This is a genomic window from Arthrobacter sp. 1088, assembly GCF_031455315.1.
Classification (GTDB): domain Bacteria; phylum Actinomycetota; class Actinomycetes; order Actinomycetales; family Micrococcaceae; genus Arthrobacter.
Window position 1 is genome coordinate 63,903 of the sequence record NZ_JAVDSM010000007.1, and the last position, 23,900, is coordinate 87,802.

The 23,900-nt window shown below is 61.5% G+C and carries 20 protein-coding genes and 2 tRNA genes; 14 read left to right on the forward strand and 8 right to left on the reverse strand.

Annotated elements, in window-relative coordinates; genetic code table 11:
- Positions 1 to 15: 15 nt before the first annotated feature.
- Positions 16 to 1,452, reverse strand: coding sequence for a zinc-dependent metalloprotease (locus J2Y41_RS12565; protein WP_309928743.1), 1,437 nt, complete (start codon positions 1,450 to 1,452; stop codon positions 16 to 18).
- A 211-nt stretch (positions 1,453 to 1,663) separates the two neighbouring features.
- On the opposite strand from J2Y41_RS12565, the gene J2Y41_RS12570 reads away from it, so the two are divergent.
- The 5 genes from J2Y41_RS12570 to J2Y41_RS12590 all read left to right on the forward strand — a co-directional run bounded on the left by J2Y41_RS12570 (position 1,664) and on the right by J2Y41_RS12590 (position 7,657).
- Positions 1,664 to 2,800 carry a S16 family serine protease gene (locus J2Y41_RS12570; RefSeq protein WP_309928747.1) on the forward strand — a complete coding sequence of 379 codons (1,137 nt, stop codon included), beginning with the start codon at positions 1,664 to 1,666 and terminating at the stop codon, positions 2,798 to 2,800.
- Between the two features lie 130 nt (positions 2,801 to 2,930).
- Positions 2,931 to 5,927: a UPF0182 family protein gene (locus J2Y41_RS12575; RefSeq protein ID WP_309928750.1), complete on the forward strand. Its 2,997-nt coding sequence runs from the start codon at positions 2,931 to 2,933 to the stop codon at positions 5,925 to 5,927.
- Positions 5,928 to 6,130: 203 nt separating this feature from the next.
- Positions 6,131 to 6,204: transfer RNA gene (locus J2Y41_RS12580), tRNA-Met, on the forward strand.
- A 432-nt stretch (positions 6,205 to 6,636) separates the two neighbouring features.
- Positions 6,637 to 6,710: transfer RNA gene (locus J2Y41_RS12585), tRNA-Met, on the forward strand.
- A 149-nt stretch (positions 6,711 to 6,859) separates the two neighbouring features.
- Positions 6,860 to 7,657 carry a GntR family transcriptional regulator gene (locus J2Y41_RS12590; protein WP_309928752.1) on the forward strand — a complete coding sequence of 266 codons (798 nt, stop codon included), beginning with the start codon at positions 6,860 to 6,862 and terminating at the stop codon, positions 7,655 to 7,657.
- A gap of 101 nt (positions 7,658 to 7,758) precedes the next feature.
- Here J2Y41_RS12590 and J2Y41_RS12595 read toward each other — a convergent pair whose 3' ends face one another.
- Entirely contained in the window at positions 7,759 to 8,547 is a 789-nt protein-coding gene (locus tag J2Y41_RS12595) for a PspA/IM30 family protein (RefSeq protein WP_216924066.1), read from the reverse strand.
- A 99-nt stretch (positions 8,548 to 8,646) separates the two neighbouring features.
- The gene (locus tag J2Y41_RS12600) at positions 8,647 to 10,695 is read right to left on the reverse strand and encodes a TPM domain-containing protein (protein ID WP_309928757.1); all 2,049 of its coding nucleotides are present in this window, start codon (positions 10,693 to 10,695) and stop codon (positions 8,647 to 8,649) included.
- Positions 10,696 to 11,041: 346 nt separating this feature from the next.
- Here J2Y41_RS12600 and J2Y41_RS12605 point away from each other — a divergent pair, with 346 nt between their 5' ends.
- The 6 genes from J2Y41_RS12605 (at position 11,042) to J2Y41_RS12630 (ending at position 17,577) form a co-directional block, all read left to right on the forward strand.
- Positions 11,042 to 12,748, forward strand: a complete 1,707-nt coding sequence (locus J2Y41_RS12605) for a trypsin-like peptidase domain-containing protein (protein WP_309928761.1) — start codon at positions 11,042 to 11,044, stop codon at positions 12,746 to 12,748.
- A 254-nt stretch (positions 12,749 to 13,002) separates the two neighbouring features.
- Positions 13,003 to 13,806 carry an electron transfer flavoprotein subunit beta/FixA family protein gene (locus tag J2Y41_RS12610; RefSeq protein WP_216924063.1) on the forward strand — a complete coding sequence of 268 codons (804 nt, stop codon included), beginning with the start codon at positions 13,003 to 13,005 and terminating at the stop codon, positions 13,804 to 13,806.
- A gap of 12 nt (positions 13,807 to 13,818) precedes the next feature.
- Entirely contained in the window at positions 13,819 to 14,772 is a 954-nt protein-coding gene (locus J2Y41_RS12615; protein ID WP_224088130.1) for an electron transfer flavoprotein subunit alpha/FixB family protein, read from the forward strand.
- A gap of 5 nt (positions 14,773 to 14,777) precedes the next feature.
- Positions 14,778 to 15,557 carry a PIG-L deacetylase family protein gene (locus J2Y41_RS12620; protein WP_309928766.1) on the forward strand — a complete coding sequence of 260 codons (780 nt, stop codon included), beginning with the start codon at positions 14,778 to 14,780 and terminating at the stop codon, positions 15,555 to 15,557.
- Between the two features lie 74 nt (positions 15,558 to 15,631).
- Positions 15,632 to 16,177 (forward strand): gluconokinase, encoded by a 546-nt coding sequence (locus tag J2Y41_RS12625; protein WP_309928769.1) that lies wholly within the window; start codon positions 15,632 to 15,634, stop codon positions 16,175 to 16,177.
- Positions 16,174 to 17,577 (forward strand): gluconate:H+ symporter, encoded by a 1,404-nt coding sequence (locus J2Y41_RS12630; protein ID WP_309928771.1) that lies wholly within the window; start codon positions 16,174 to 16,176, stop codon positions 17,575 to 17,577. Before J2Y41_RS12625 ends, J2Y41_RS12630 begins: the two co-directional genes overlap by 4 nt.
- Before the next feature lie 97 nt (positions 17,578 to 17,674).
- Here the strand turns inward: J2Y41_RS12630 and J2Y41_RS12635 are convergent, their stop codons facing one another.
- The 4 genes from J2Y41_RS12635 to J2Y41_RS12650 form a co-directional block, all read right to left on the reverse strand.
- Entirely contained in the window at positions 17,675 to 18,508 is an 834-nt protein-coding gene (locus tag J2Y41_RS12635) for an anti-sigma factor (RefSeq protein ID WP_224164784.1), read from the reverse strand.
- Positions 18,509 to 19,114, reverse strand: a complete 606-nt coding sequence (gene sigK, locus J2Y41_RS12640; protein WP_396133541.1) for an ECF RNA polymerase sigma factor SigK — start codon at positions 19,112 to 19,114, stop codon at positions 18,509 to 18,511.
- Positions 19,115 to 19,300: 186 nt separating this feature from the next.
- Complete coding sequence (locus J2Y41_RS12645) at positions 19,301 to 19,768, reverse strand: tRNA (cytidine(34)-2'-O)-methyltransferase (RefSeq protein ID WP_224088121.1); 468 nt, start codon at positions 19,766 to 19,768, stop codon at positions 19,301 to 19,303.
- Between the two features lie 85 nt (positions 19,769 to 19,853).
- On the reverse strand, positions 19,854 to 20,795 hold the full coding sequence (locus tag J2Y41_RS12650; RefSeq protein ID WP_224088120.1) for a J domain-containing protein: 942 nt from the start codon (positions 20,793 to 20,795) through the stop codon (positions 19,854 to 19,856).
- A 122-nt stretch (positions 20,796 to 20,917) separates the two neighbouring features.
- Between J2Y41_RS12650 and J2Y41_RS12655 the strand changes: the two genes are divergently transcribed.
- Positions 20,918 to 21,844, forward strand: coding sequence for a YegS/Rv2252/BmrU family lipid kinase (locus J2Y41_RS12655; RefSeq protein ID WP_309928777.1), 927 nt, complete (start codon positions 20,918 to 20,920; stop codon positions 21,842 to 21,844).
- Positions 21,845 to 21,973: 129 nt separating this feature from the next.
- A complete protein-coding gene (locus tag J2Y41_RS12660) occupies positions 21,974 to 22,672 on the forward strand; it encodes a hypothetical protein (protein ID WP_309928780.1) in 699 nt (232 codons plus the stop codon).
- 3 nt (positions 22,673 to 22,675) lie between these two features.
- Here the strand turns inward: J2Y41_RS12660 and J2Y41_RS12665 are convergent, their stop codons facing one another.
- Positions 22,676 to 23,095 carry a hypothetical protein gene (locus J2Y41_RS12665; RefSeq protein WP_224088118.1) on the reverse strand — a complete coding sequence of 140 codons (420 nt, stop codon included), beginning with the start codon at positions 23,093 to 23,095 and terminating at the stop codon, positions 22,676 to 22,678.
- A 91-nt stretch (positions 23,096 to 23,186) separates the two neighbouring features.
- Between J2Y41_RS12665 and J2Y41_RS12670 the strand changes: the two genes are divergently transcribed.
- Positions 23,187 to 23,870 (forward strand): helix-turn-helix domain-containing protein, encoded by a 684-nt coding sequence (locus J2Y41_RS12670; protein WP_309928785.1) that lies wholly within the window; start codon positions 23,187 to 23,189, stop codon positions 23,868 to 23,870.
- Positions 23,871 to 23,900: the final 30 nt, after the last annotated feature.

The following is a 23,900-nucleotide window of genomic DNA, read 5'->3' on the forward strand; positions in this document are numbered from 1 at the left end:
CGACCATTGCTGACATTAGGTGGACGGTGACTTCGGATCTGCGCTGCCCGGGTCGGGCCCGCTGTCGTCCTGGGAGTCGTCACCTTCCGATTCGGCGTCCCCGGGCTTGTCGTAGCCGCCGCTCAAGAGCTTCTGCAGAGCATCGTCAACCTCGGTGTCGCTGGCCTCGGCAAGCCTGCGGCGTTCGGAGAAGCCCTTGGGATCGTCCAGGTCTTCCCCGGTGGGCAGCAGGTCAGGGTGGTGCCAGATGGCATCCCTGCCGGCAATACCGCGTTCTGCTTTCAGTGTTGCCCACAGGGTAGCGGCCTCCCGAAGCCTGCGTGGGCGCAGTTCCAGCCCCACAAGCGATGAGAAGGCATGTTCGGCGGGGCCGCCGGTGGCACGCCGACGACGGACAGTTTCGCGAAGGGCGGTAGCCGAGGGGAGTACCTTGTCCGTGGCTTCAGCAGTGAGTTCATCCACCCATCCCTCCACGAGGGCAAGCGCCGTTTCGAGCTTTTCAAGAGCGGCAGTCTGCACGGGCGTCCGCTCCGGAGTGAAGACGCCCTGGGACAAGGCTTCCTGGATTCCTTCAGGGTTGCCGGGGTCCAGCTCCCGTGCGAGATCCTCGATTCGGGACATGTCAATGTGGATGCCTCGTGCATAGGCTTCAATGGCGCCGAGCAAGTGGCCGCGCAGCCACGGAACCTGCACGAACAACCGGGCGTGGGCTGCCTCGCGGACGGCGAGGAAGAGCCGGACATCGTTTTCGGGGAGGCTGAGACCTTCGCCGAACTTGGCGACGTTGGCCGGGAGCAGGGCCATCTCCAGGTCAGCCAGGGGAACACCGATGTCCGTAGAGCTCACTACCTCCGCCGAGAGCGCGCCAATCGCCTGGCCCAATTGCATCCCGAAAATGGCGCCGCCCATGTTCTGGAGCATTGACGAAGCACCACCCATCATGGACTTCATTTCCTCGGGCATCTGCTGGGTCAAGGCGTTGGACAATGCATTGGCGATGCTGTTGGCAACTGGCTCAGTCAGCCGCTTCCAGGTTCCAAGAGTTGCTTCAACCCATTCCGCACGGGACCACGCACGGCCGATAAGTCCGGTGGCGGAAAGGTCCGTCACAGGATCCAGCCATAGTTCCGCGAGCCGGAGTGCTTCATCGATGTCCCGGGCCTGCTGGGCGTTCACCGATGGATCGCTCCCGGACGCCGCAACGCGCCGTGCGTTCTCATGGGCCAGTTGCCAGTTCACCGGACCCTCGGACGTTGAGCTCATCATGGCCTGGACTTGTGCGAACATTTGCTGCAGGAGCTGGGGATCGTTGGGCAGCCCTGCAGCCTTGGCCAGTTCGGCGGGATCGATGTTGCCCATGCCCTGGCCGCCCATCAGGTTCTGCAGCATTTCCGCCAGCGGGTCCTTGGGCGTCTCATCGTCATCTGACGGGTTGTTGGGATTGGAAGTCATGGTGCCGCCGATCGTCGAACTGGCTGGTGATCACTTTCACCGTACCGCGCGGTGGGAAGGCTGTCTGCCTGTGTGCGGCGCCGTTCGCTGTAGGCAAAGCATCCCCACAACGTCCGACCGCGTAATGTGGATGTTTGGTATGTGCCCGTCGCCGCGGCCAGCGGCAGGAGCCAAAATGCCGGTCGCGCAGTACCGGTAAAGAGAGGCCTCAATGCTTACTTCGCCCAGCCCCGAGGGCTCGCTCGATCCGCGTCAAACGCCCGACGCCGATTCCTCCCCTGAATCTCCGGAACCTGCCGGCAGCGGCCGGTACATGATCATGGTGGTTTCGGGCCTGCTGGCACTGGGACTTGGGATCGGGGCGGCTGCTTTGCCGGTTCCCTACGTAGTTGAGTCTGCCGGACCGACTTTTAACACGTTGGGGCAGGATGGGGACAAACCGGTCATCAGCATTTCGGGACATGAGTCCTTCCCAGCCAAGGGAAACCTGGACCTGACCACGGTGGTGATGGCGGGCGGGCCGAAGACTCCTGCAACAATTTTCGAAGTCTTTCGGGCCTGGTTGGACAAATCCAAAGCCGTTTATCCCGAGGAACTGATCTACCCCAAAGGCACCACGGCTGAAGAGACGGTCCAGCAAGGCGAAATTGCCATGGAGACTTCACAGGAAAACGCTGTTGCCGCAGCACTGCGGCAATTGGATATCCCCTTTGAACAGAGGCTCAAGGTGGCCGGCCTCTCGGATCCGTCTCCTTCCGTGGGGAAACTTCAGGAAGGAGACCGGCTGACCTCCATTAACGGAAAGCCGATCTCCTCCCTCAGCATGGTCCAGGCTGAACTGGCAGCCGGAAACGGCGCCCCGGCGGTCCTCGTCGTGGACAGGAACGGTTCTGCAGTCACGGAAACGATAACGCCAACCAGGAATCCCGCTGGCCGCTACGTCCTGGGCATCCTCCTGGGTAGCGACTTCACGTTCCCGTTTGAAGTGAAAATTTCCTTGGACAACGTGGGGGGTCCAAGCGCCGGAATGATGTTTGCCCTGGGCATCGTGGACAATCTCACGCCAGGGGACCTCACTGGAGGAAAGCACGTGGCAGGGACCGGAACCATCACCGCTGATGGAGCAGTGGGAGCCATCGGCGGCATTGCGCAGAAGATGATTGGAGCGCGGCAGCATGGAGCCACCATGTTCCTTGCGCCGGCCGCGAATTGCGCCGACGTCGTAGGGCACATTCCTGATGGCCTGCAGGTGGTGAAGGTGGAAACCTTGGCCGATGCCACCGCAGCAGTGGAACGACTCGGTTCAGGACAGGACACGGCGGGCCTTCCCACCTGCACCAACAACTAGACTGGCGGTGGAACTTAGCTCCACCGCCACTCGTGGCATATATGACGGACTCCGCCATCGCCCAGGGGCAGAGATCGTTGAACACACGCACACCGACTTTTAACTGACGACCACCAATGAGGTACAGAGTTTGTCCCGTCCCGCCAGCTCCAACCCGCCCGGAAGATCGCCGCTGAGACGAGGTGCCCTGACTCCGACGCTCATCGTCGTGGCAGTGGCCGTCGTTGGATTCATTTTCTTCGCCAATGTGTGGACAGACGTCCTCTGGTACCAGCAGCTCGGCTTCTTCGAAGTTTATGTCCGCGAGAACCTCGCCCGGATCGTCACGTTCCTGGTCGGTTTCGCCATGATGTTCGCTGCCGTCTACTTCGCCATCAGGATCGCGTACCACGCCAGGCCGGTCTACGCTCCGGATGCTGAGTCTCGTGACAACCTCAACCGCTACCAGGCCCAGCTTGAGCCTGTCCGCCGCGTCGTCATGGTCGGCCTGCCGATCCTGTTCGGGCTCTTTGCCGGCAGCGCAGCGGCAAGCCAGTGGCAGAAGGTTCTCCTCTTCTTCAACCAGGAGCCCTTCGGCCAAGCGGATCCGTTGTTCAATCTCGACATCAGCTTCTACTTGATGTCGCTCCCGTTCCTTGGCTTTGTTACCGGATTCCTCATAAGCATTGCGGTAGTGGCTGGCATTGCCGGCATCCTCACGCATTACTTGTACGGAAGCATCCGGCTCATGGAGCGTGGTGTTTTCACCAGCCGTGCCGCCCAGATCCACATTGCCGTAACAGGTGCATTCTTCCTGCTGCTGCTTGGCGTGAATTTCTGGCTGGACAGGTACTCCACTGTGCAGAGCTCATCAGGACGGTGGGCAGGTGCACTGTATACAGACGTCAATGCCGTTGTGCCCACCAAGGCCATCCTGGCGGTTGCCGCGGGCTTGGTTGCGATTCTCTTTATCATCGCTGCGGTTATTGGCCGCTGGCGCCTGCCGGTAATCGGTACCGCGATGTTGATCATCACGGCCATCCTGGCGGGTGGCGTCTACCCATGGGTTATTCAGCAATTCCAGGTGCGTCCCTCGGAAAACACCCTGGAAAGGGAGTTTATTGACCGCAATATCAAGATGACCCGGGCAGCCTACGGCCTGGACAAGATTGATGTGTCCGCCTATAACGCCACAACAACGGCTACGAGCGGAGCTTTGGCAAAGGACGCCCAGACTGCGGCCAACATCCGCCTGCTGGATCCGAACCTCATCTCCTCGGCGTTCGCCCAGCTTGAGCAGTACCGTCCGTACTACCAGTTCCCCCAGACACTGAATGTGGACCGCTACACAGTGGATGGCAAAGTGCAGGACACCGTCATCGCTGTTCGCGAACTGAACCCGGACGGCCTGAGCGCAAACCAGCAGACATGGGTCAACCGACACATCGTTTATACCCACGGTTACGGTGTTGTCGCAGCGAAGGGCAACAAGTTCACGGTTGATGGCAAGCCGGATTTCCTGCAATCAGGCATTCCATCCAACGGCGTTCTCGGCAATGACACCACGTACGAACCTCGCATCTACTTCGGCGAGAACTCTCCTGAATATTCGATCGTTGGCGCTCCCGAGGGTGCCCAGCACCGCGAGCAGGACCGCCCGGCTGGTCGCGAAGGCGGGGGAGAAACCCAATACACCTTCACCGGCAACGGCGGACCCATCGTAGGCAACTGGCTCAACCGCATTCTGTACTCCATCAAGTTCCAGTCCTCGGACTTGTTGCTTTCGGACGGCGTGAACGAGAAATCCCAGATTCTCTACGACCGCAATCCCCGCGAACGGGTTGAGAAGCTCGCTCCCTACCTGACCGTGGATGGCAACGCGTATCCGGCCGTCGTCGATGGTCGCGTGAAGTGGATCGTTGACGGTTACACCACTAGCCAATACTTCCCGTACTCCCAGCCCCAGCAGTTGCAGAACGCGACCGTTGATTCGCAGACCAGTGCGGGCCGGACGGTGACACTGCCCAACAGCTCTGTGAACTACATCCGCAACTCGGTCAAGGCCACTGTCGACGCATACGACGGCTCGGTCACGCTCTATGCCTGGGACGACCATGATCCTCTCCTGAAGGCTTGGCAGAAGGTGTTCCCCACCACGATCAAGTCCTACACGGAGATGTCCGGCGACCTCATGAGCCACGTCCGCTACCCCGAGGACCTTTTCAAGGTCCAGCGCGAACTCCTTGGCCGCTACCACGTCACCAACCCTGACAGTTTCTACCAAAACAATGATGCGTGGAGTGTTCCGAATGACCCCACAGTCTCGGAAGCCGTCAAGCAGCCGCCGTTTTACATGTCCCTGCAGATGCCTGACCAGGACAAGCCTGCTTTCCAATTGACGTCATCCTTCATTCCGCAAACAGTCAACGGCAACGCAAGGAATATCCTGTACGGATTCCTGGCCGCCGATTCGGATGCCGGGAACGTCAAGGGAGTTAAGGCTGACAGTTACGGCAAGCTAAGACTGTTGCAACTTCCTACGGATACCCAGGTTCCCGGCCCAGGCCAGGCGCAGAACAAGTTCAACTCGGATCCCACAGTGTCCCAGGCGCTTAACTTGCTGCGTCAGGGCGCATCAGACGTCTTGAACGGAAACCTGCTGACCCTGCCCGTGGGTGGCGGCCTACTTTACGTCCAGCCCGTCTACCTGAAGTCAACAGGCGAGACCTCGTATCCCACCTTGCAGCGGGTCCTCGTGGCCTTCGGCGACAAGATCGGCTTTGCAGCTACCTTGGATGAGGCTCTGGACCAGTTGTTCGGCGGTAACTCCGGTGCCAAGGCTGGTGACTTCCAGAACAATGGCCAGACGCCCGCAACGCCGCCCGGTACCACAGCGCCTCCTGCGGGCCCGACGGACGCCAAGGCTGATCTCAAGGCGGCTCTGGACGAGGCCAACAAGGCAATCCAGGATGGCCAGGCAGCTCTGGCAAAGGGAGACTTTGCCGGTTATGGCCAGCAGCAGACCAGGCTTTCCGAGGCACTCAAGAGGGCCATCGACGCCGAGACCCGCCTGGGCATAACGCCGGAACCGACAGCGACGCCGAGTGCTACACCAAGCGCCACGCCGTCGCCGTCGCCGAGCAGCTAGTAGCCGGCGAAAGGTTGACACCGCGTGACTAGAAGGGCCGTTGTCCTCTCCTCCTGGAGCGGGCAACGGCCCTTTTGGTTCACAAGATGGTTGGGGAAGCGCTCTTCCGGGAATTCGATTGAGCGATATTGACCGGGGGAGATGCACATCACGTCGTCAGGATTTGGTCTGCCATTCACCGGACGGTAATGTTGTTCTTGCGACGCGGGGTGGAGCAGTTCGGTAGCTCGCTGGGCTCATAACCCAGAGGTCACAGGTTCAAATCCTGTCCCCGCAACTGGAGAAAAGATCCGGATCAGTATTCACTGGTCCGGATCTTTTGTTTTCCCGGATCTTAGGGTTATGGGACAAAACGTGTGTAAACCCGGGTTATGGGCAAAGCGTGTGTAAATCCCGGGTGTGTTATGTGCGTCCGGCCCAGCATTTGCGGTGCTCTTCGCTTTTGCCCCGGTGGGCCCGCACCAGTAACAGGAGTTGGGCGTCTAACCGGAGTTGGGCGTCGGTGCCGCCTTCCAAGCGGTTGGTGGTCGAGGCGATCTGGAGGCCGGCGAACTCGGCGCCCAGGTAGGTGAATAGTGTTCCCCATACACACGTTTTGTCCTATGACCCCGGATCTTAGGTGACCAACCCTCCGGCCCGTGATCTGCACCACCTTCACCACATGATGGTCATAAGCACCCTGCCTGGTGCGGTAGAGTTGTTCTTGCGACGCGGGGTGGAGCAGTTCGGTAGCTCGCTGGGCTCATAACCCAGAGGTCACAGGTTCAAATCCTGTCCCCGCAACTGGAGAAAGGTCCGGATCAGTTTTCACTGATCCGGACCTTTTGTTTGCATGCTGCGCCAGGCGCCCGCGGTGCCGGTGCTAGGGTCCAGTGCCGGTGCTAGCATCAAATCCGGAATGGCTGCGTGCGGGGAATTAATGGGAAGGCCGGATGGTCAGGGAAGACTTCAACCAGGACCTGGATCGACAGGCCCTGCAAAGGAACAGCCCCGTAGCGGTGTACCAGCAGGTTGCAGACGTCCTGACTGATCAAGTCAGCCGGTTGGAACCGGGCGCACGGATCCCGACCGAGGAATCGTTGATGGACGAGTACGGGATCAGTCGTACTACGGTCCGCAAAGCAATAGAAACCCTTGTTGTGAAGGGGTTGCTTGTTCGCCGGCAGGGCAAGGGTACTTTCGTCATGGCGCAGCGTCCGGTCCGGATGCTGAACCGCTTGGCGCCCTTCATGGAGACGTTCACAGCAGCAGGAATGAAGACTGTCAAAGGCCTGATTGAGTACAAATGGATGGAGAAGGACAGGTCCGTGCCAGCCAAGCTGGTGTCTGATGACAATCTCGTCCTGGTGATCCGTCGCTCCTATTCAAGCGGGGGATGGCCCTATGCCATTGCGGAAATCTTTATCCCTTCCCACATCGGCCGTCACATCAGCCTCGCGGATGCTGAGCGCAATTCCATTTACCAGGTGATCCAGGACAGGACGTCCAAGCCCCTCCAGCGTGCTGAAATCAACGTCACGATGCACGCCCCGCCGGAGCATCTCGCCGATGCCTTGAATGTCCGTGAATTTCCCATGGTTCCGCGTTTGGAAAGGACCACACTGGGAGCACACGGTGAAGTCCTTGAATGCACTGTGACATATTTCCACCCGAAGGGTTTCGAAATCCGTGCTGAAGTGGCCACGGACGTTGGTCCTGGCCAGGACCCTTTGGAGTCGTCCCTGCTCTAGGCATGGTTCGCGACAGAAGCAGAATGGCCGGACCCTGGAAGAGGGATCCGGCCATTTGCATGGTTCAGGTGCACATCAGAGAGCCGTAATGCCCTACATAGCTAGAGCTTGTCGAAGTCGGTTTCGTCGATCGTTGCACCGCTGGAGGCCGGGGCCCCGGCCCCGATGGCAGGCTTGCTGCCTCCGGACTTCAAGGCCGCCAGGCGGGCCTCAATTTCGGTCTGCTCCCCGAGGTCTTCCAGCTGATTGAACTGGGCATCCAAGCTGGATGCGGCAAGTTCCTGTTGGCCCAGGACCTTGGCTTCCTCCCGGCGAATCTTCTCTTCGAAACGGCCAACTTCACTGGTTGGGTCCATGATGTCAATGCTCTTCAAAGCATCGTGTACCTGCGACTGCGCAGCTGCGGTCTTGGAACGGGCTACGAGTTCGTTGCGCTTCGCCGTGAGCTGGTTGAGCTTGTTCTTCATCTGGTCAAGCCCACTCTTGAGCTTGTCTACAACCTCGGTCTGGGACGCAATGCTGGGCTCCGCGGCCCTGGCTTCCGACTCTGCCGTCATCTGGCGCTGGATGGCAACCTTGGCCAGGTTGTCGAACTTCGTGGCATCCTCGGTATCACCGGCAGCCCGGTACTCGTCGGCCTTGCGCGACGCGGCAAGGGCTTTGTTGCCCCAGTCCTGGGCGTTCTTGACGTCTTCGTTGTAGTCGGCCTGCAGCATGCGGAGGTTTCCGATGGTCTGAGCCACTGCCGACTCGGCCTCAGCAATGTTGTTCGTGTAGTCGCGGACCATCTGGTCCAGCATCTTCTGCGGGTCTTCAGCCTGGTCCAGCAAAGCGTTGATGTTTGCTTTGGCGAGCTGCGAGATCCGGCCGAAAATGGACTGCTTAACCATGGTGTTGCCTTTCGTCCTGCTCAGTGGAACCCACTGAAATCAGTGATCAGTTGTTGTACCGCTCCTAGATGGGGCATGGACCCCAGCTAAAGTGTGGGGCTAGAAACTGCCGGAGTCGCCGCCGCCGAAATCACCTCCGCCGCCACCCCAGTCGCCGCCGCCGGAGTCGCCACCGAAGAATCCGCCGCCACCGCCGTCGCTGTGGCCGCCGCCCCAACCGCCGCCTCCGCTGTTGAAGATGGAGTTGATCAGGATACCGCCGAGGATTGCGCCTCCAAGGCCGCCACCTCCGCCGCCACCGCCGAACATGCCACCGCGGCCGTAGCCTTGATCGGCATAGCCGAAGTGGTCGACGTCGGCCTGCGCCAGCTGGGCTGCCTGTGCAGCGAGTGAGTGGGCCTGCTGGGCGTAGGTCAGTGCCGTCACCGGGTCATTGCTCGAGATCGACAAAGCGTAGTCGAGATTGCGCTGGGCTTCGGCGAGCCTGGTGCGGGCCTCAGTTCCAACGCCGCCACGACGTGCCGTGATGTAGTCCGAGGTTGCGCTGATCTGGGCCTGCGCCGCCATGATGGTCTGCTGCAAGGACGCTTGAGCGCGGCGGGCCTGCTCCTGCTGGTCCCGGATGCCGGACAGGGACTGATCCAGCGCCTGGTGCGCTGTTTCAACGCGCGTCAGGGTGGCAATGGGGTCGATCTTTCCACCTTGGATCTCTGTCTTGACCTGGGCAAGCGCCGCTTCCACGCCAGCTACCGGTCCTGCGAGTTCAGGATGTTCACCTGACTGGATCATGGCCCTGGCCTGCGCGAGGTCCTGGCTGGTCTCGGCGACAGCGCTTTCCAGGGAGGCGCGGGCCTCGTCAAGGCTGCCCGCCGTCTTGGAGATCGCGTCGATCAGGACGTTCGTCTGGTGCAGGCTCTCTTCGGCAGCGCGAACCGCTACGGCGGCCAGGCTGTTTTCTCCCGCAGCCAGTTTTTCCTGGGCGGTACTGGCTGCATTCTGAACGAACGCCAGGCGTTCCTTCGCCTGCAGGATGTTGTCGGAGACCTGCGTCAACGCAGACTCGGCGTACTTGCTGCGAAGGCTTTCAAGGGATTGCTCTGCAGTGGCGATCCTGGAGTCGGCCTCCCGGGCACCTGCCGTGACGGTGGCCAGGGCCTGCGGGGCCTTCTTCTCGAGCTCGCGAAGGGAGTCGAAGTCCGCCTTCTGGTCACGCAGTGATGCGAGGGCCGCCTCGGAACGGCGGATAATCTCTCCGAGCCATGTCCGCTGTTGTTCCTCGGTGTCCGGAATATGGTCGTCCAGTTGCTGTTGCAGCTTGAACGATTCGGTCATGTGGGCTTTGGCTTCCTGAAGAGCCTTGGTGAAGTTGCCGATCGCCGAATCACCGTACTGGGCCTGGGCGAATCCGAGTTCCTGTTCGCTGGACTTAATGGCGTCATCGGCCTCGATAAGCAACGAGCCGCTCTTCTGGCGCAGCTCCGGAATGCTCAGCCCGGCCAGTGGGTCAAGCTCTTCTCCTTGGGGGCCGTAGCTGGCGCTGGATGCCTGGCCGACCTTCTTGCGGCGATTTCGCAGGTAGAGGTAGGTGGCTGCGCCGCCTGCTGCCACTACGCCCACACCGACGAGGACTCCGACACTGCCATTACCGCTCGGCACGGTACCGCTGCCGCCACCGGCGGCGTCGCCAATTGCTGCGGCTGTGTCAATTGCTGCCTGGGCGTAGTCCTTCTTGCCGCCGCCCAGGTTGGCAGCAACGGCGTTCTGCGCGATGTTGGACTGCTTGGAGTAAATGGAACTTCCGGAGTTCAAGGCGAAGTTGTACTGGCCAGCCGTGGAAATCGCAAGGATCGCATCAGGCTTGCCCATGCCCTTGGCTTTGGCCACCGCTGCGGTCCACGCCTTGGGATCTGACGGATTCTCGAAGGAGTTCACCGTAACCACGTACAGGTTGTATTTGTGGTCCTTGAGTGTTTTCTGGATGGCTTCCTGAACTTCGCCCTTGCGGCTGCCCAGGACATTGGCATCATCCACGATGTTTTGGCCGGACGGTATGGTCACCGGATCTGCAGCCCAGGCGGCGCCGGCCGGGAGGGCCAACATTCCAGCCACGCCAACCACGGCGAGTACACGTTTCACTATTGACCGCATGTGCAACCCTTCAGCACGTCTGCGACTGGAACAAGGCGAACCAATCGTCACAGAATGCTCAGCGCCCCCACGCATGGTTTGTAAAGCCGCAGGTCGCTGTGGCAATTCCACTTGATTCTATGGTGCACCCCATACCCCGTCCACAGCGTTGAATATGCCACCAGCGAAACATAGGAGAAACCCGCAATACCTGCGCGTTGAGGCTCTGTGTATCAGCCCTCGCTTTCCTTTACCCGGGGTCCTGTGCAGCACTGAAACGGGCTTTCAGGAAGCTCCCAGCGAACGTCCGATTTTGTTCCAGTAATAAGGGCCATAGTTATGGGAGACAAGGATGAAAGGAAGTCCCATGACGGAGAACCCAGCGCAGGGCACCGCACCAGAGAACCGTGATCCGTCCGAGCCCCGGGATCCCGCTGAAAGCTCTGACGCCGCCCCAACCCGGCAGCAGCCAACCCAGCAGCAGCCAACCCAGCACTCTGCCTGGAATTCCGGGCAGGAAACCGGTACGCATGCAACAACTCCGCTGCCGGCCTTCCAGCCTCCTGCCCAATCGGCGCCTCACACCAATGGCAGTCCAGCCAATGCCAACCCAGGGGCACACGCCAACACAGGCCAGCCAAACACAGGGGCACAGACCAACGCAGGCCAGCCACACACAGGCCAGCCAAACACAGGCCAGCCACAGTACTACGGCGGCCCACAGCCCCACGAACCCGGGCACCGCCCCAACTACCCGCAGCACCAGCCTTTTTACGGCGGGGGGACCAACCCCGGAAACCACGCGCCCGGAAACCCCACTCCCGGGCAGGGCTTCCACAGCGCACCTGGCCAGCAGTCCCCGGTAGGCACCAAGCGCAAGCCGGCTTTCGGTATTGGGACGCTGCTTGCCAGCATCCTCGCCGCGGGCCTGGTGGGTGGCGGCGTGGTGGCGGGCAGCAACATGCTTTTGGACAACCCGGCACCGGCGGCTTCAACGGGCGGGCAGTCGAGCACCGTGATAGTCAACAACAAGGATGACGTCAACGTCATCACAGCAGCGGCAGCCAAGGCGTCGCCGAGCGTTGTCACCATCAAAGCGACGGCCGGTAACGAAGGCGGAACGGGCTCCGGCATCATTATCGATGACCAGGGCCACATCCTGACCAATACGCACGTGGTGACCCTGGATGGTGCAACGTCTAATGCCGCCATCGAGGTCCGCACCAGTGATGGGAAAGTCCTGAAAGCCAAGGTCGTTGGAACCGATCCGCTATCGGACCTTGCGGTCATCAAAGTCGACGACACGTCCGGCTTGGTACCTGCCACGCTCGGTGACTCTTCGAAGATCAATGTGGGGGACACCGCCGTCGCGATCGGTTCGCCGCTTGGCCTGACTGGCACTGTGACGGACGGTATTGTCTCCACGCTCAACCGCACTATCAGCGTCGCCTCCTCTGCTGCGCCGAAGGAAGGCACTGACGATTCGCAGGGTGGTGACCAGGGCTTCCAGTTCGCCCCTCCGGGCGGTGGCCAGGGCCAGCCGACTGCGAACGAGGGCTCGATCTCGATCAACGTGATCCAGACTGACGCCGCGATCAACCCGGGCAACTCCGGTGGTGCGCTTGTGAACAGCAAGGGCGAGATCATCGGCGTCAATGTCGCCATCGCGTCTGCAGGCAGTGGCACATCGGATTCCTCCACCGGCAACATCGGTGTGGGCTTCAGTATCCCGATCAACCATGCCAAGCGCGTTGCACAGGAAATCATCGATACCGGCAAGGCAAGCCATGGCCAGTTTGGTGTCTCTGTGCGGTCGAAGTCGTCCACGGGTAGCGATTCAGGGTTCTCGGTTGGCGCGGAGGTGGCTTCAGTGACCTCGGGTTCGGCCGCGGCGAAGGCCGGCATCAAGGTTGGCGACGTCGTCACCAAGTTTGGTGACTACCAGGTGACTGACCCCAACCAGTTGACCGCGGCGGTCCGCGAACAGCCCGCTGGCGCCAAGGTCAAGGTAACTATCCAGCGCAACGGCCAGTCCCAGGAAGTGGAAGTCACTTTGGACGCTGCACAGCAGTAACAACCCAACGGCAGTAACCTGCACAAAGGAGACGACGGCGGGCGGCACCTCAGCGGTGTGGCCCGCCGTCGGTCTGTGCCCGCACTTGCCGTAGCGGATGAAACAGGCGTTAACGCACAATCGTTTTTCTGCGGGTTTCTGCGGGCAATATGCTTAGCTAGGGGAAGCCCACACGCTGGGCAATTCACGGCCACGCTCCTGCGGTTGGCCGTCCACAAGCATGGAAGGCTGCTTCGAAGACAGTGGAAGAGACATTGAAGATTGTCGTTCTGGTCAAGCACGTCCCGGACGCGCAGTTCGACCGGCACATCACCGGACCCGGCAACACGACTGACCGTGATGAGAGCATCTTGTCCGAACTTGACGAGTACGCACTTGAGGCAGCACTGCAGCTGGCTGAAGAGCGTGGCGGGGCCAAAGCCGGCAACGAGGTCATTGCCCTCAGCATGGGGCCCTCCGGTGCGGTAAACGCAGTCAAGAAGTCGTTGCAGATTGGCGCCTATTCCGGGGTCCACCTCAGCGATGACGCGCTGGCTGGTTCGGACGCCGCGGCTACGTCGTTGGCGCTTGCAGCCACCATCCGCCATCTCTCGGCAGATGGACGCCCGGTGGACCTGGTCCTGACCGGCATGGCTTCCACGGACGGCGAGACCTCTCTCATCCCGGCTCAGCTGGCCGAGCGGTTGTCGCTCCCGCAGCTTACGTTTGCCTCAAGCCTTGAGGTTAACGGCGGAACCGTGGTGGCGCGTCGGGATGCCGGCTCCCACTCGGAAACCGTGGAAGCGCAGCTCCCGGCGCTGGTCTCGGTCACAGATCAGATCAATGAACCGAGATACCCCAATTTCAAGGGAATCCTGGCAGCGAAGAAGAAGAAGATTGCCTCGTTGTCGCTTGCCGATATCGGTGTCGATCCTTCCGAGGTAGGCCAGGCAGGCTCGTGGACGGTTGTGGAGTCTGCAGCTGCCCGCCCGCCCAGGACCGCAGGTACGATCATCACGGACGAGGGCGACGCCGGCATTAAGCTCGTCGACTTCCTGGCCGCACAGAAGCTGCTCTAAAGGACTCCAACCATGGCAAATGCACTTGTTTTCATTGACAACCCCGGGGCTGCGCTCAAGAAGAGCAGTTTGGAGCTCCTGACCCTTGCGCGGAAGCTGGGGGAGACCGCCGTCGCGATCAACGGTGAATTGACCGACGACGTCGCAGCTACCTTGGGTGCCTATGGCGTGGCGACGATCTTCCAGCCCTCTGCGGATGACCTGGACGACTACCTGGTTGCGGCTAAGGCCGGGTACCTCGCGGCGGCAGTGGCGGCTTCAGGCGCAACAGCTGTCCTGGTCGAAAACTCGCCGGAGGGCAAAGAGATCGCGGGACGACTCGGCATTAAGCTGAACGCCGGAGTCATCACCGACGTCGTTGGTGTGGATGCGGATGGCACCGCCCACAAGTCGGTTCTCGCGGGTTCCTACAACACCACGGCGAAGGCCACTACTCCGGTGTCGGTCTTTTCCGTAAAAGCGAACATCGTGGAACCAGAGCCGGCAGGCGCAGCCGCAGCTCCCGCGACAGCCAAGGTTGAGGTTCCTGCAGATGCTGCAGCGAATGCGGCCCGGATCTCCTCGCGCACGGTGAAGCCCGCCAGTGGCCGGCCCGACCTCAGCGAGGCCAGGATCGTTGTGGCCGGCGGGCGGGGCGTCGATGGCGACTTTGGCCCGTTGGAAGAACTCGCCGATGCCCTTGGTGCTGCCGTTGGCGCTTCGCGGGCAGCAACCGATGCTGGGTGGATTGGCCACGACGCCCAAGTGGGCCAAACCGGTGTGACTGTGTCTCCGCAGCTGTATATTTCGGCAGGTATCTCAGGAGCAATCCAGCAAAAGGCTGGAATGCAGACATCCAAGGTCATTGTGGCGATCAACAAGGATGCAGAGTCTCCTGTCTTTGAGATCGCGGACTTCGGCATCATCGGCGATCTGTTCAAAGTTGTGCCGCAGGCAACAGCTGAGATCAAAAAGCGGAAAGGCTGATCCCTTTGACTTCTGGCGTTTCGTCAGCAAAGAGCCCGTTCAACACCTCCACGGAGCGTGTTGAGCGGGTGCTTTGTTTTACTGCCCATCCTGACGACATCGACTTCGGAGCCGCAGGAACCATAGCTGCCTGGACTGCTGCCGGCGTACAGGTCACCTACTGCATCATGACTGATGGCGACGCCGGCGGGTTTGATCCCGTTGACCGGGAACGCATTATCGAACTCCGTGCCACGGAACAGCAACGTGCGGCAGAGTTGGTGGGAGTCAAAGACATCCGGTACCTGCACGAACACGATGGCTACCTTGAGCCGACACACAACGTCATCAAGCAGGTTGTGAAGCTCATCCGGGAAATCCGCCCGGACATCGTGTTGACCATGCACCCGGAACGGAACTGGGACCGCCTTCAGAAGAGCCACCCGGATCACCTCGCAGCCGGGGAGGCCGTAACCAGGGCGGTTTATCCCGCCGTGGAGAATCCCTTTGCCTACCCTGAGTTGGCTGAGGCCGGACTTATGGCCTACAAGCTTCCCTGGCTCTGGTTTATCTCCAGTCCAGAGGGCCGTGAGAACCATTTCGTGGACGTCACCAAGCATGTTGATGCCAAGCTCGATGCCATCCGCATCCACGCGAGCCAGCACCCGGACATCGAGGGGATGGAGCGCGTGGTCCGTGGCATGTTGATGGCCAACGGTGCCCGTGCAGGGCTTCCTGCCGGGGCAAGCGCCGAGAGTTTCCACGTAGTGTCCGTCAACGGATCCAGTACTATCGCCGGCTTTTGACATTGCCGATATGTAACCCGTGTCATATGCTGGACCTCGGTTAAATCATATTTATTCGAGGAAGGCAGACTTTGATGGCGAAGACTGCACAGCAACCCGTGCTGGTGATTATGGGAGTCTCCGGTTCGGGCAAGTCGACTGTAGCCGGCGTACTGGCCGGCAAGCTTGGATGGGATCTCGCCGAAGGCGACGATCTCCATCCGGAAGCGAATGTGGCCAAGATGCACTCGGGCCAGGCCCTCAGCGATGAGGACCGGTGGCCTTGGCTTGGCATTATTGCCCAGTGGATCCGGGAACACACAGATGCCGGTACGCCGGCCATCATCACGTGCTCGGCATTGAAGAAGAAGTACCGCGACGTGCTCCGGGGCGAAGGGGTTGTCTTCGTTTTCCTGCAAGGGAGCAAAGACAAGATCTCGGACCGGCTCGCGTCGCGGCACGGCCACTTCATGCCGCCCTCGCTCCTGGAGTCCCAGTTCGAAGCACTTGAGGAACCCACGGAAGACGAGAACTACATCTCGCTGTGTGTTTCGGCCTCGCCCGCTGAGGAGGCGGACGAGGTCATCGAACGGCTCGGCTTGCGTCCCCTGGGCGCGGGTTCCGAAACGGCAGCCTCATGATCGCGCTGGAAACGGCCACACAGGTGCAGGAATGGTCCGGGCACGACACCCAGCTTCTTGTGGTGGCGGCGTTGGGTATTGCGCTGATCGTGGTTCTGATCGCAAAGCTGAAACTCCACCCATTCCTGGCCCTGGTGCTGGGCTCGGCGTTTGTTGGGCTTGCCTCGGGTGTGGAGCTGGGCAAAGTCATTACCAACTTCGAAGACGGAGTTGGGGGAGTCCTCAAGGAAGTCGGCCTCCTCATTGCCTTGGGCGCCATGCTTGGCAAATTGCTTGCCGACTCGGGCGGGGCCAACCGGGTAGTGGACACCTTGTTGGCGAAGGCCACCGGCAACAAGATCGTCTGGATGATCACGCTTGTGGCTGTGATCATTGGGCTGCCGATGTTCTTCGAAATCGGGTTGGTGCTCCTGCTGCCCGTGATTGTCCTTGTGACGCAGAGATCCGGGATGAAGCTCATGCGGATAGCCATACCGGCTTTGGCGGGGCTTTCCGTTCTTCACGGCTTGGTGCCCCCGCACCCCGGACCCCTGATCGCCATCAGCGCCGTAAAGGCTGAATTGGGCACAACACTGGGCCTGGGTATCCTTGTCGCCATTCCCACGGTCATTATTTGTGGCCCGCTCTTCTCGCGGCTGGCCGCACGTTGGGTTCCGGTGGACGCTCCCGCCGTGGCTGGTGGCATCGACACCAAGCACGGCGCAGACCTTAGTGACGTCAAGCGCCAGCCCTCGTTCCTGGTGACGCTGCTGACCATCATCTTCCCTGTGGTCCTCATGCTGCTCAAGGCGTTGGGCGACATCATCTGGCCGGACGCAGCGACCGCTCCGATGATCAGGATCTTCTTCGATTTCGTGGGCCAGCCCCTGGTCGCCATGACGTTGGCGGTACTGGCCGCCATTGTGACGTTTGGATACGCGGTGGGATTCACGGGCAGCAAGATCACCGCCAAGCTGGGCGACAGCCTGGGCCCCATCGCCGCAATCCTTTTGATCGTCGGAGCTGGCGGTGGCTTCAAGCAGACACTGATTGGTGCCGGCGTGGGTGACGCCGTCAAGAAGTGGGCAGAAGGCGCCAACATGTCCGTCCTCGTGCTGGGCTTCATCGTGGCGGTAGCGCTCCGCCTCGCCACGGGTTCGGCGACCGTTGCAACCGTGACTGCTGCGGGCATAGTCGCGCCGCTGGCCAGCAGTTTGACCCCCACCCATGCGGCTCTGCTCGCCTTGGCTATCGGAGCAGGCTCATTGTTCCTCTCGCACGTGAATGATGCCGGATTCTGGCTGGTCAAGGAGCTCTTCGGGCTGACGGTCGGCCAGACGTTCAAGACGTGGTCCGTCATGGAGACGCTGATCTCCGTGGTTGGCTTCGGGTTCGTGATGCTCTTGTCGCTGGTTTTGTAGCTGCGATTCACCTGAAGGCAAGAACGACGGCGGCCGGCCCACCTTGGTGGGACGGCCGCCGTCGGGCCTTAAGCGTTGACGTCATTCCCGGCTGGGATCAGGCGCTCAGCGGAACCACCAGCACAGGCGGCTGCGTGGGTGAGCTTGACCCGCCAGCAGGCTCCACCGTAATGGCTACTGAGGAAGCTGAAGACAACCCCTTCACCACTGCCGGCTTGGACAATGTCTGGGCGTCCATAGTGCCCTGCGGCACAGGGGCTGACCCATCCTTCGGCAACGTCCACAACTGGTAGACCTTGCCCTCGGGGGCCGGGGCGACGCCGTCCATCAATACCACAAAGGAGTCCTTGGCGGAGGAAGCGGAGATCGTTGCCGTGCCACCTCCAGGAACCTCTGCAGTTTTCTTTTGGACATCTTGGGCCTGGAGGACCTGGTTCACGGGGTCGTTCTGGGCGGCAACGTATGCACCGACACCCACGCCGCCCAACGCTATGGCAGCAGCAGCCGCGGCACCCACCAGCCATGCGCGCCCGCCACTGAAGCTTCGGCGTTCCGCGCGCTTGGTCCGGGCGGCGGCGAGTTCATCGACGACGGTCCCAGGTGCCGCCGGAGGGGCCGCGTCTGCAGCCGGCTGTGCAGCAGCGTCTTGAGCGATCCGGTCCATGATGTTGCCGAAGAGGGCGGCGGGCGGCTCTTCCTCGGGAGCGAAACCTGCCACCAGGGTCTCGCGGGCCTGCCGGACCCGCTCCTGGAACGCTGGACCTTCCGGAGCGTCCTTGACGTAATCGTCAATCAGGGCCCGTTCCGATTCGGTGACAGCATCCAAGGCATAGATTTCCGCGAGTTCGAGGACGCGGCCCTCGGCCAGGTCGGTTGCGATGTCATTGGCGAACATTCTGCGGACAAATCCTCCACCATTGTTTTCGCTCATTCAGCCCACCCCCAAGCAGGTCTTCAAGCGCAGGAGTCCATCGCGGATGCGGGACTTGATGGTAGGGACCGCGGCACCAAGGTGCTCCGCAACCTCCCTGTAAGTGAGCCCACCGTAATAGGCGAGGCGGACCGATTCGCGCTGGGTATCCGTCAATGTGCCAAGGCACCTGCTGACGGCCTCGGCCTCAAAGTTCGTGTCGGCTTCCTCGGATACGACGTCGCGATCAAGGTCCTGGCTCGCTGCGCCGTACCGGGCTTCGCGGTCCGTTGCTGCCTGCACGGCACGGACGCGGTCGATGGCACGGCGATGAGCGATGGTCATGAGCCAGGCCATGGGGCTGCCGGACGCGCGATCGAACCGGGCGGCGCCCTGCCAGACCTGGATGAAAACTTCCTGGGTGGCGTCTTCGCTCAGCTCGGAGTCGATCAGGATGCGCCTGGCCATGCCAAAGACGCGTTTGGAGGTCAGCCGGTAAAACTCGGCGAAGGCCACCTGATCGCCTGCAGCAATCAATTCAAGCAGGCCTGTGAGCTGCGAGTTCAAGTCTGTCGCCGTGCCCGAAGTCTCGACGACCGGGGGACCGGGATTGTTGGGGATGTCCATCACTGTCCAGCATAAGTCGTGTGGTTTGAAACCCGCAGCACGAGGGCGCGTCGTTGTGCGCACAGCCGTGCAGCGGTTTGCCACCACCAGGGCCTCCAGCGCGCTCACATCGGCTCCCTCATCGAATGTCCAAGGCAGGAATTGATCCTGCATAGGTTATTCGCAGCTGCGGGCGCTGCGGATGGGCTATACCTTGGCGCCGGCAAATCCGTTCTGGCGCCACGCCTCGAAAACGGCGATGGACGCGGCGTTTGCCAGGTTCAATGAACGCAGGGAAGGCCGCATCGGGAGCCGCACCCGGGCCGTGACGTGCGGATCCTTCTTCAGCCAATCCGGGAGGCCGACAGATTCAGGGCCGAACATCAGTACGTCGCCCTCGCGGTAGTTGATATCCGTGTAGGACGTTTCGCCGTCGGACGTAAAAGCAAACACACGCTCAGGCTGCAGGGCAGCCCAGGCTGCGTTAATGTCCTTATGGACCGTGACGACGGCGAGGTCGTGGTAGTCCAGGCCCGCCCGTCGCAGCTTGGCGTCGGAAAAGTCAAAGCCCAGAGGCTCCACCAGATGGAGTTCGGCGCCGGTGATGGCGGCCAAACGAATGGCGTTGCCCGTATTGCCCGGGATTTCTGGAGTGTGGAAGAGGATGCGGAACACCGTCCCATCCTAGCCAGTCCGGACCCAGCCGGTTCCATCGAGCTGGCTTCATGATGAGTCAGCCAGCGTCCACGAAAGCAGGATGTCAGTGCATGCCGCGGAGCAAGCGGGCAAGAACGGGAACCACCACGGTGTTCGGTGCTGGTCCTGAACCAAGGAACTGCTTCAAGCCGCGGGCCAATCCTGCGCCGTTGACTACCTCAACCGCGTTATGGCTTTGCCCTTTTCCGTACTGGTCAATGACTGGTTCGTGCAGGTTGCCGTCAGGACTGTGCAGGACCACCCAGCCGGTGACGTTCAACTCGGGGAAGATGTCCTGCATATGGCGGACGATGTGGGCCAGCTGCGGCGGAGCCACCGACCGGCCGCCGTGGCGCAACGAATTGCCGTCCCACGCGTAGGCGCCCTTGGGCAACAGCATGGAACCAACCAATGCCAGCCGGTAACCCGACAGTACCGCGTGGTCGATGTGGTTGTTGTCAGAGGGGGAGCGGAGCCCGTTGATGAGCCTTGCGGCCGGGATGGCAGGCAGGACCTGCCTGCTGATGAGCTGTACCGTCCGCATCTCGCGTTGGATGCGGGCTTCGGCTCCAAAAATGCCGCGCTTTCGCGGCAAGCCGTGGACCTGCTGGGCAGCTTCTGCCATCGAAATGAGGGGAACCTCAAGAGGGTCATCAAAGGCGGGAACGTAGACGGGCGGATCGCCTGCCGTGTTGCGCGGGGCCTGCGGACGCCTGACTCCCGTGCTGGTCGCCGGACCCGGCGCAGGCGCGCCTGTGTAGTCGCCCGGACGCGGTTGGGAGCGGCCGGTGGTGCCGCTGGCATACCTCCGGTCATACTCGGCCCGACGCTTCGGATCGATCAGGGTTTCATACGCGAGCGTTACACGGCGGAACATTTCGGCTTCGCCGCCGTGATCGGGGTGGGCCTTCCGGGCGGCCTTCCGGTATGCCACCTTGATCTCCTTGTCCGTCGCAGTGACGGACACGCGAAGAACCTGATAGTGGGAACTGCTGCCCTCGGCCAAGCACAGGCCCTTCTCTAGGATGGTGGGCCGCTCCACTGTCGGGGCGGTACGGCCAGTTTATCCAGCCACTATGAGAACGTCGGCAGCGGGCGCGGTGGTTCCCGGCTGGCATAATTCACCAGGTGAATCCTCCGGCGCCCAAGAATCCCAAGCACTCGGCGGAGAAGATCGCCCTTGCCATCAATCCAACAGCATCGTTCGGACGCCACGGCCTCGCCGGGGACGAGGCCGCAGCCTGCATTCGAGCCGCCGGTTGTGACGTCGTCGTGCTGGAAGCCGGAAGCTACGACGACCTCCGGACCCTGGTTGATGAGGCCATAATTTCAGGCATCAGTGCGCTGGTTGTGGTGGGCGGGGACGGCATGGTCCATTTGGGTGTCAATGCGCTCGCCGGAAAGGATCTTCCGCTGGGAATTGTTCCCGCCGGCACTGGCAACGATGTTGCCAGGCTGCTGGGCTTGCCACTCGGGGACACAAAGGCGGCATGCGACCGCCTGCTGGCATCAATGGCATCGGGCGGGCGGAAGATCGACGCCGGACGCGTCACCGCCGCCGGGCGAAGCAGCTATTTTGCGGGGGTCCTGTCTGCCGGATTTGACGCTGCCGTTAACGAGAGGGCGAACTCGTGGCGGTGGCCCAAGGGAAAGAGCCGATACAACCTGGCGATGCTCCGGGAACTCGGTTCCTTCCGGCGTATCGAATACACGGTGACGGCCGACGGCGAGCACTGGCGGCAGCCGGCATTGCTGATTTCGGTGGCGAACGGCCAATCGATCGGCGGCGGCATGAGAATTACGCCCAATGCGTTGCCCGACGACGGGCGGCTGGATCTGTTTATCGTCAAGCCGTTGTCGCGGCTGAATTTCCTGGCGGTGTTTCCCAAGGTGTTCGCCGGCAAACACCTTGGTCATCCGGCCGTGGAGATCCGGCGGGTACGGAAAGTGCGGCTGGAGGCAGAAGGTGTCGTGGCCTACGCCGACGGCGAGCGCGTGGGCAGATTGCCTGTGGAGGTCGAGGTTGTGCCCGGGGGTCTGCGGGTCCTTGCCTAGTCGCTTGAGCAGTTTGGTTTTGGGAGGGGCGAGGCATTTCGCGCTGGCCCGCTGGCCACGGTCCGCTGTGGCGGGAGGTTAGACTCGGTGGCGGCAGAAGTGGCTCGTCGGCAAAAGAGAGGACCGCCTATGGCACGGGGTGTTGGACGACGACAGGTCCCGGGCATGGTGGCCCCCATGCCTGGGTTGGCTGCCGTGGCTGCTTCGGCTGTGCTGCTTGCGGGATGCAGTGTGAACGTGCCTGATCCCGCAGCGCCAAAGCCTTCACCTTCGGCCTCGACGCTGTCCACTCCAACCATTACGCCCGGACACGATGCTGAGGCTCTCGCCGCGAAGGACCTGCCCTTGGCCGCGGGAGAAACCTTGGCGCCCGGAGATCCGGTATTGGTATCCAGCCAACTGGAAGAAGCGCCGGGGTGGTCCGTTGTGCACTCCGGCCTGCAAGGTGAAACCCGGTTCGCGAAGACTGATGGGTGCGTGGTGGTGGTCAGGGTCAGCGTTAACCAGGGCCCATTGGTGGTTCCCGGGGATGACGCCGCGTCCACGAAGGAACTGTTCCGCTACCTGGATCCCGGGGCCGATGTGGACAAGCTAACGCCGGCCTCATTGCGGTGGGGCCAGGATTCCGGCAAGCCGGAACATAGAGTGGAATTTTTGGCCTTGGAATCAGCTCCGTCTTCCGGTGCCACCGCGGCTTTGGTTCTCGCCAGGCTTTTCAGCAGCCCGGCTTCCTCTATCTACATATCGATTGCTTGTCCGGATAGCGGGACCCTGGCCAAGGCCAGGGCTGAGGTCCAGTCCGGGTTGGCCGTGGTCCCACCAGCCTGAGTGTTATTTCTTGAGGGCGGTGGCCAGGCGGTTCAGCGCGAGTGCTCCGACCAGCAGGCCGAAGTCCCTCAGCGCGACGTCGAAGAACGAGCCAAGCACCAGCAGGTTGACGATGATGCCGAGCAGCCAGGCGGCGACAACGAGGGATCCCCAGCGCGGCCGCAGGGCGACGACGATGCCGGCGATAATTTCGATGACTCCCACGCCATACATGAAGGTCTGCGCTGAAACAGGTACGACGGCGGTGGCTGCGGGCGCCAGGTAGACAGTCCAGTCCGTCAGGAGATTGCTGAATTTATCGAGCCCGAAAATGATCGGGGCAATCGTGAAGACCGTCCTCAGGAGGATAAAGGCCTGCCGGGAAGGGTCCCTGAGTTCGCCGTGGCTGGACTTCCTGCTCATATGGGTCGTTGCGGCTTCCATGACGCATTCCTTTCTAAAAATAGGTATCTTGATTTTAGATCTCATCCCAAGGTTAAGCAACGAATCTTGTTTTTAGAGATATTCTGACTGTATGACCACTGCACGCCACTCTTGGCTCCAAAGGATTTCGGCGATCGCCTCCTTGGACGACGACAACCGCCGGGTGTTGTTCGCCTACGTGCGCGGGGCTGCAGACGCCGTTGGACGGGACGAAGCGGCCCGTGTTCTCGGTATTCCCCGAAGCACGGCCTCCTTCCATTTGGATCGATTGGTGAAGGATGGAGTCCTGCAAGTGGAGTTCAGGAAGTCCTCTGACAAAGCCGGACCCGGTTCCGGCCGGCCTGCCAAGCTCTACCGCCCAGCCGTGGATGAGGTTGTTGCCTCCGTCCCTGAGCGCCAGTACGATCTCGCCGGGGATTTGATGGCCACAGCTATCACGCGTTCCCTGAAAGGGGACCTGCCCGTGCGGGAAGCGTTGATGGATGTTGCGGACCGCAAGGGCCAGGAGGCGGGCAGGCCCGGCGATTTCCTGGGTGCTTTGGCGGACCTCGGCTACGAACCAGTGGCTGATGAAGCGGGAGGGTACCGACTGCTTAACTGTCCGTTCCATCGGCTTTCGCAGGACCATGAGCAGGTGGTCTGCGCCATGAATGGCGCGTTCCTTAAGGGCGCCGCCACCGCATCCGGCCTCAGTGGTGAGAGCGTCCTTCCGGATTCCGGCCCTGGTCATTGCTGTGCGCGGATTGGCAGCCTGGAACCGGACCCCCAAACCTGACCCCAGGACCTGACGCTTTCGCGGTCTATG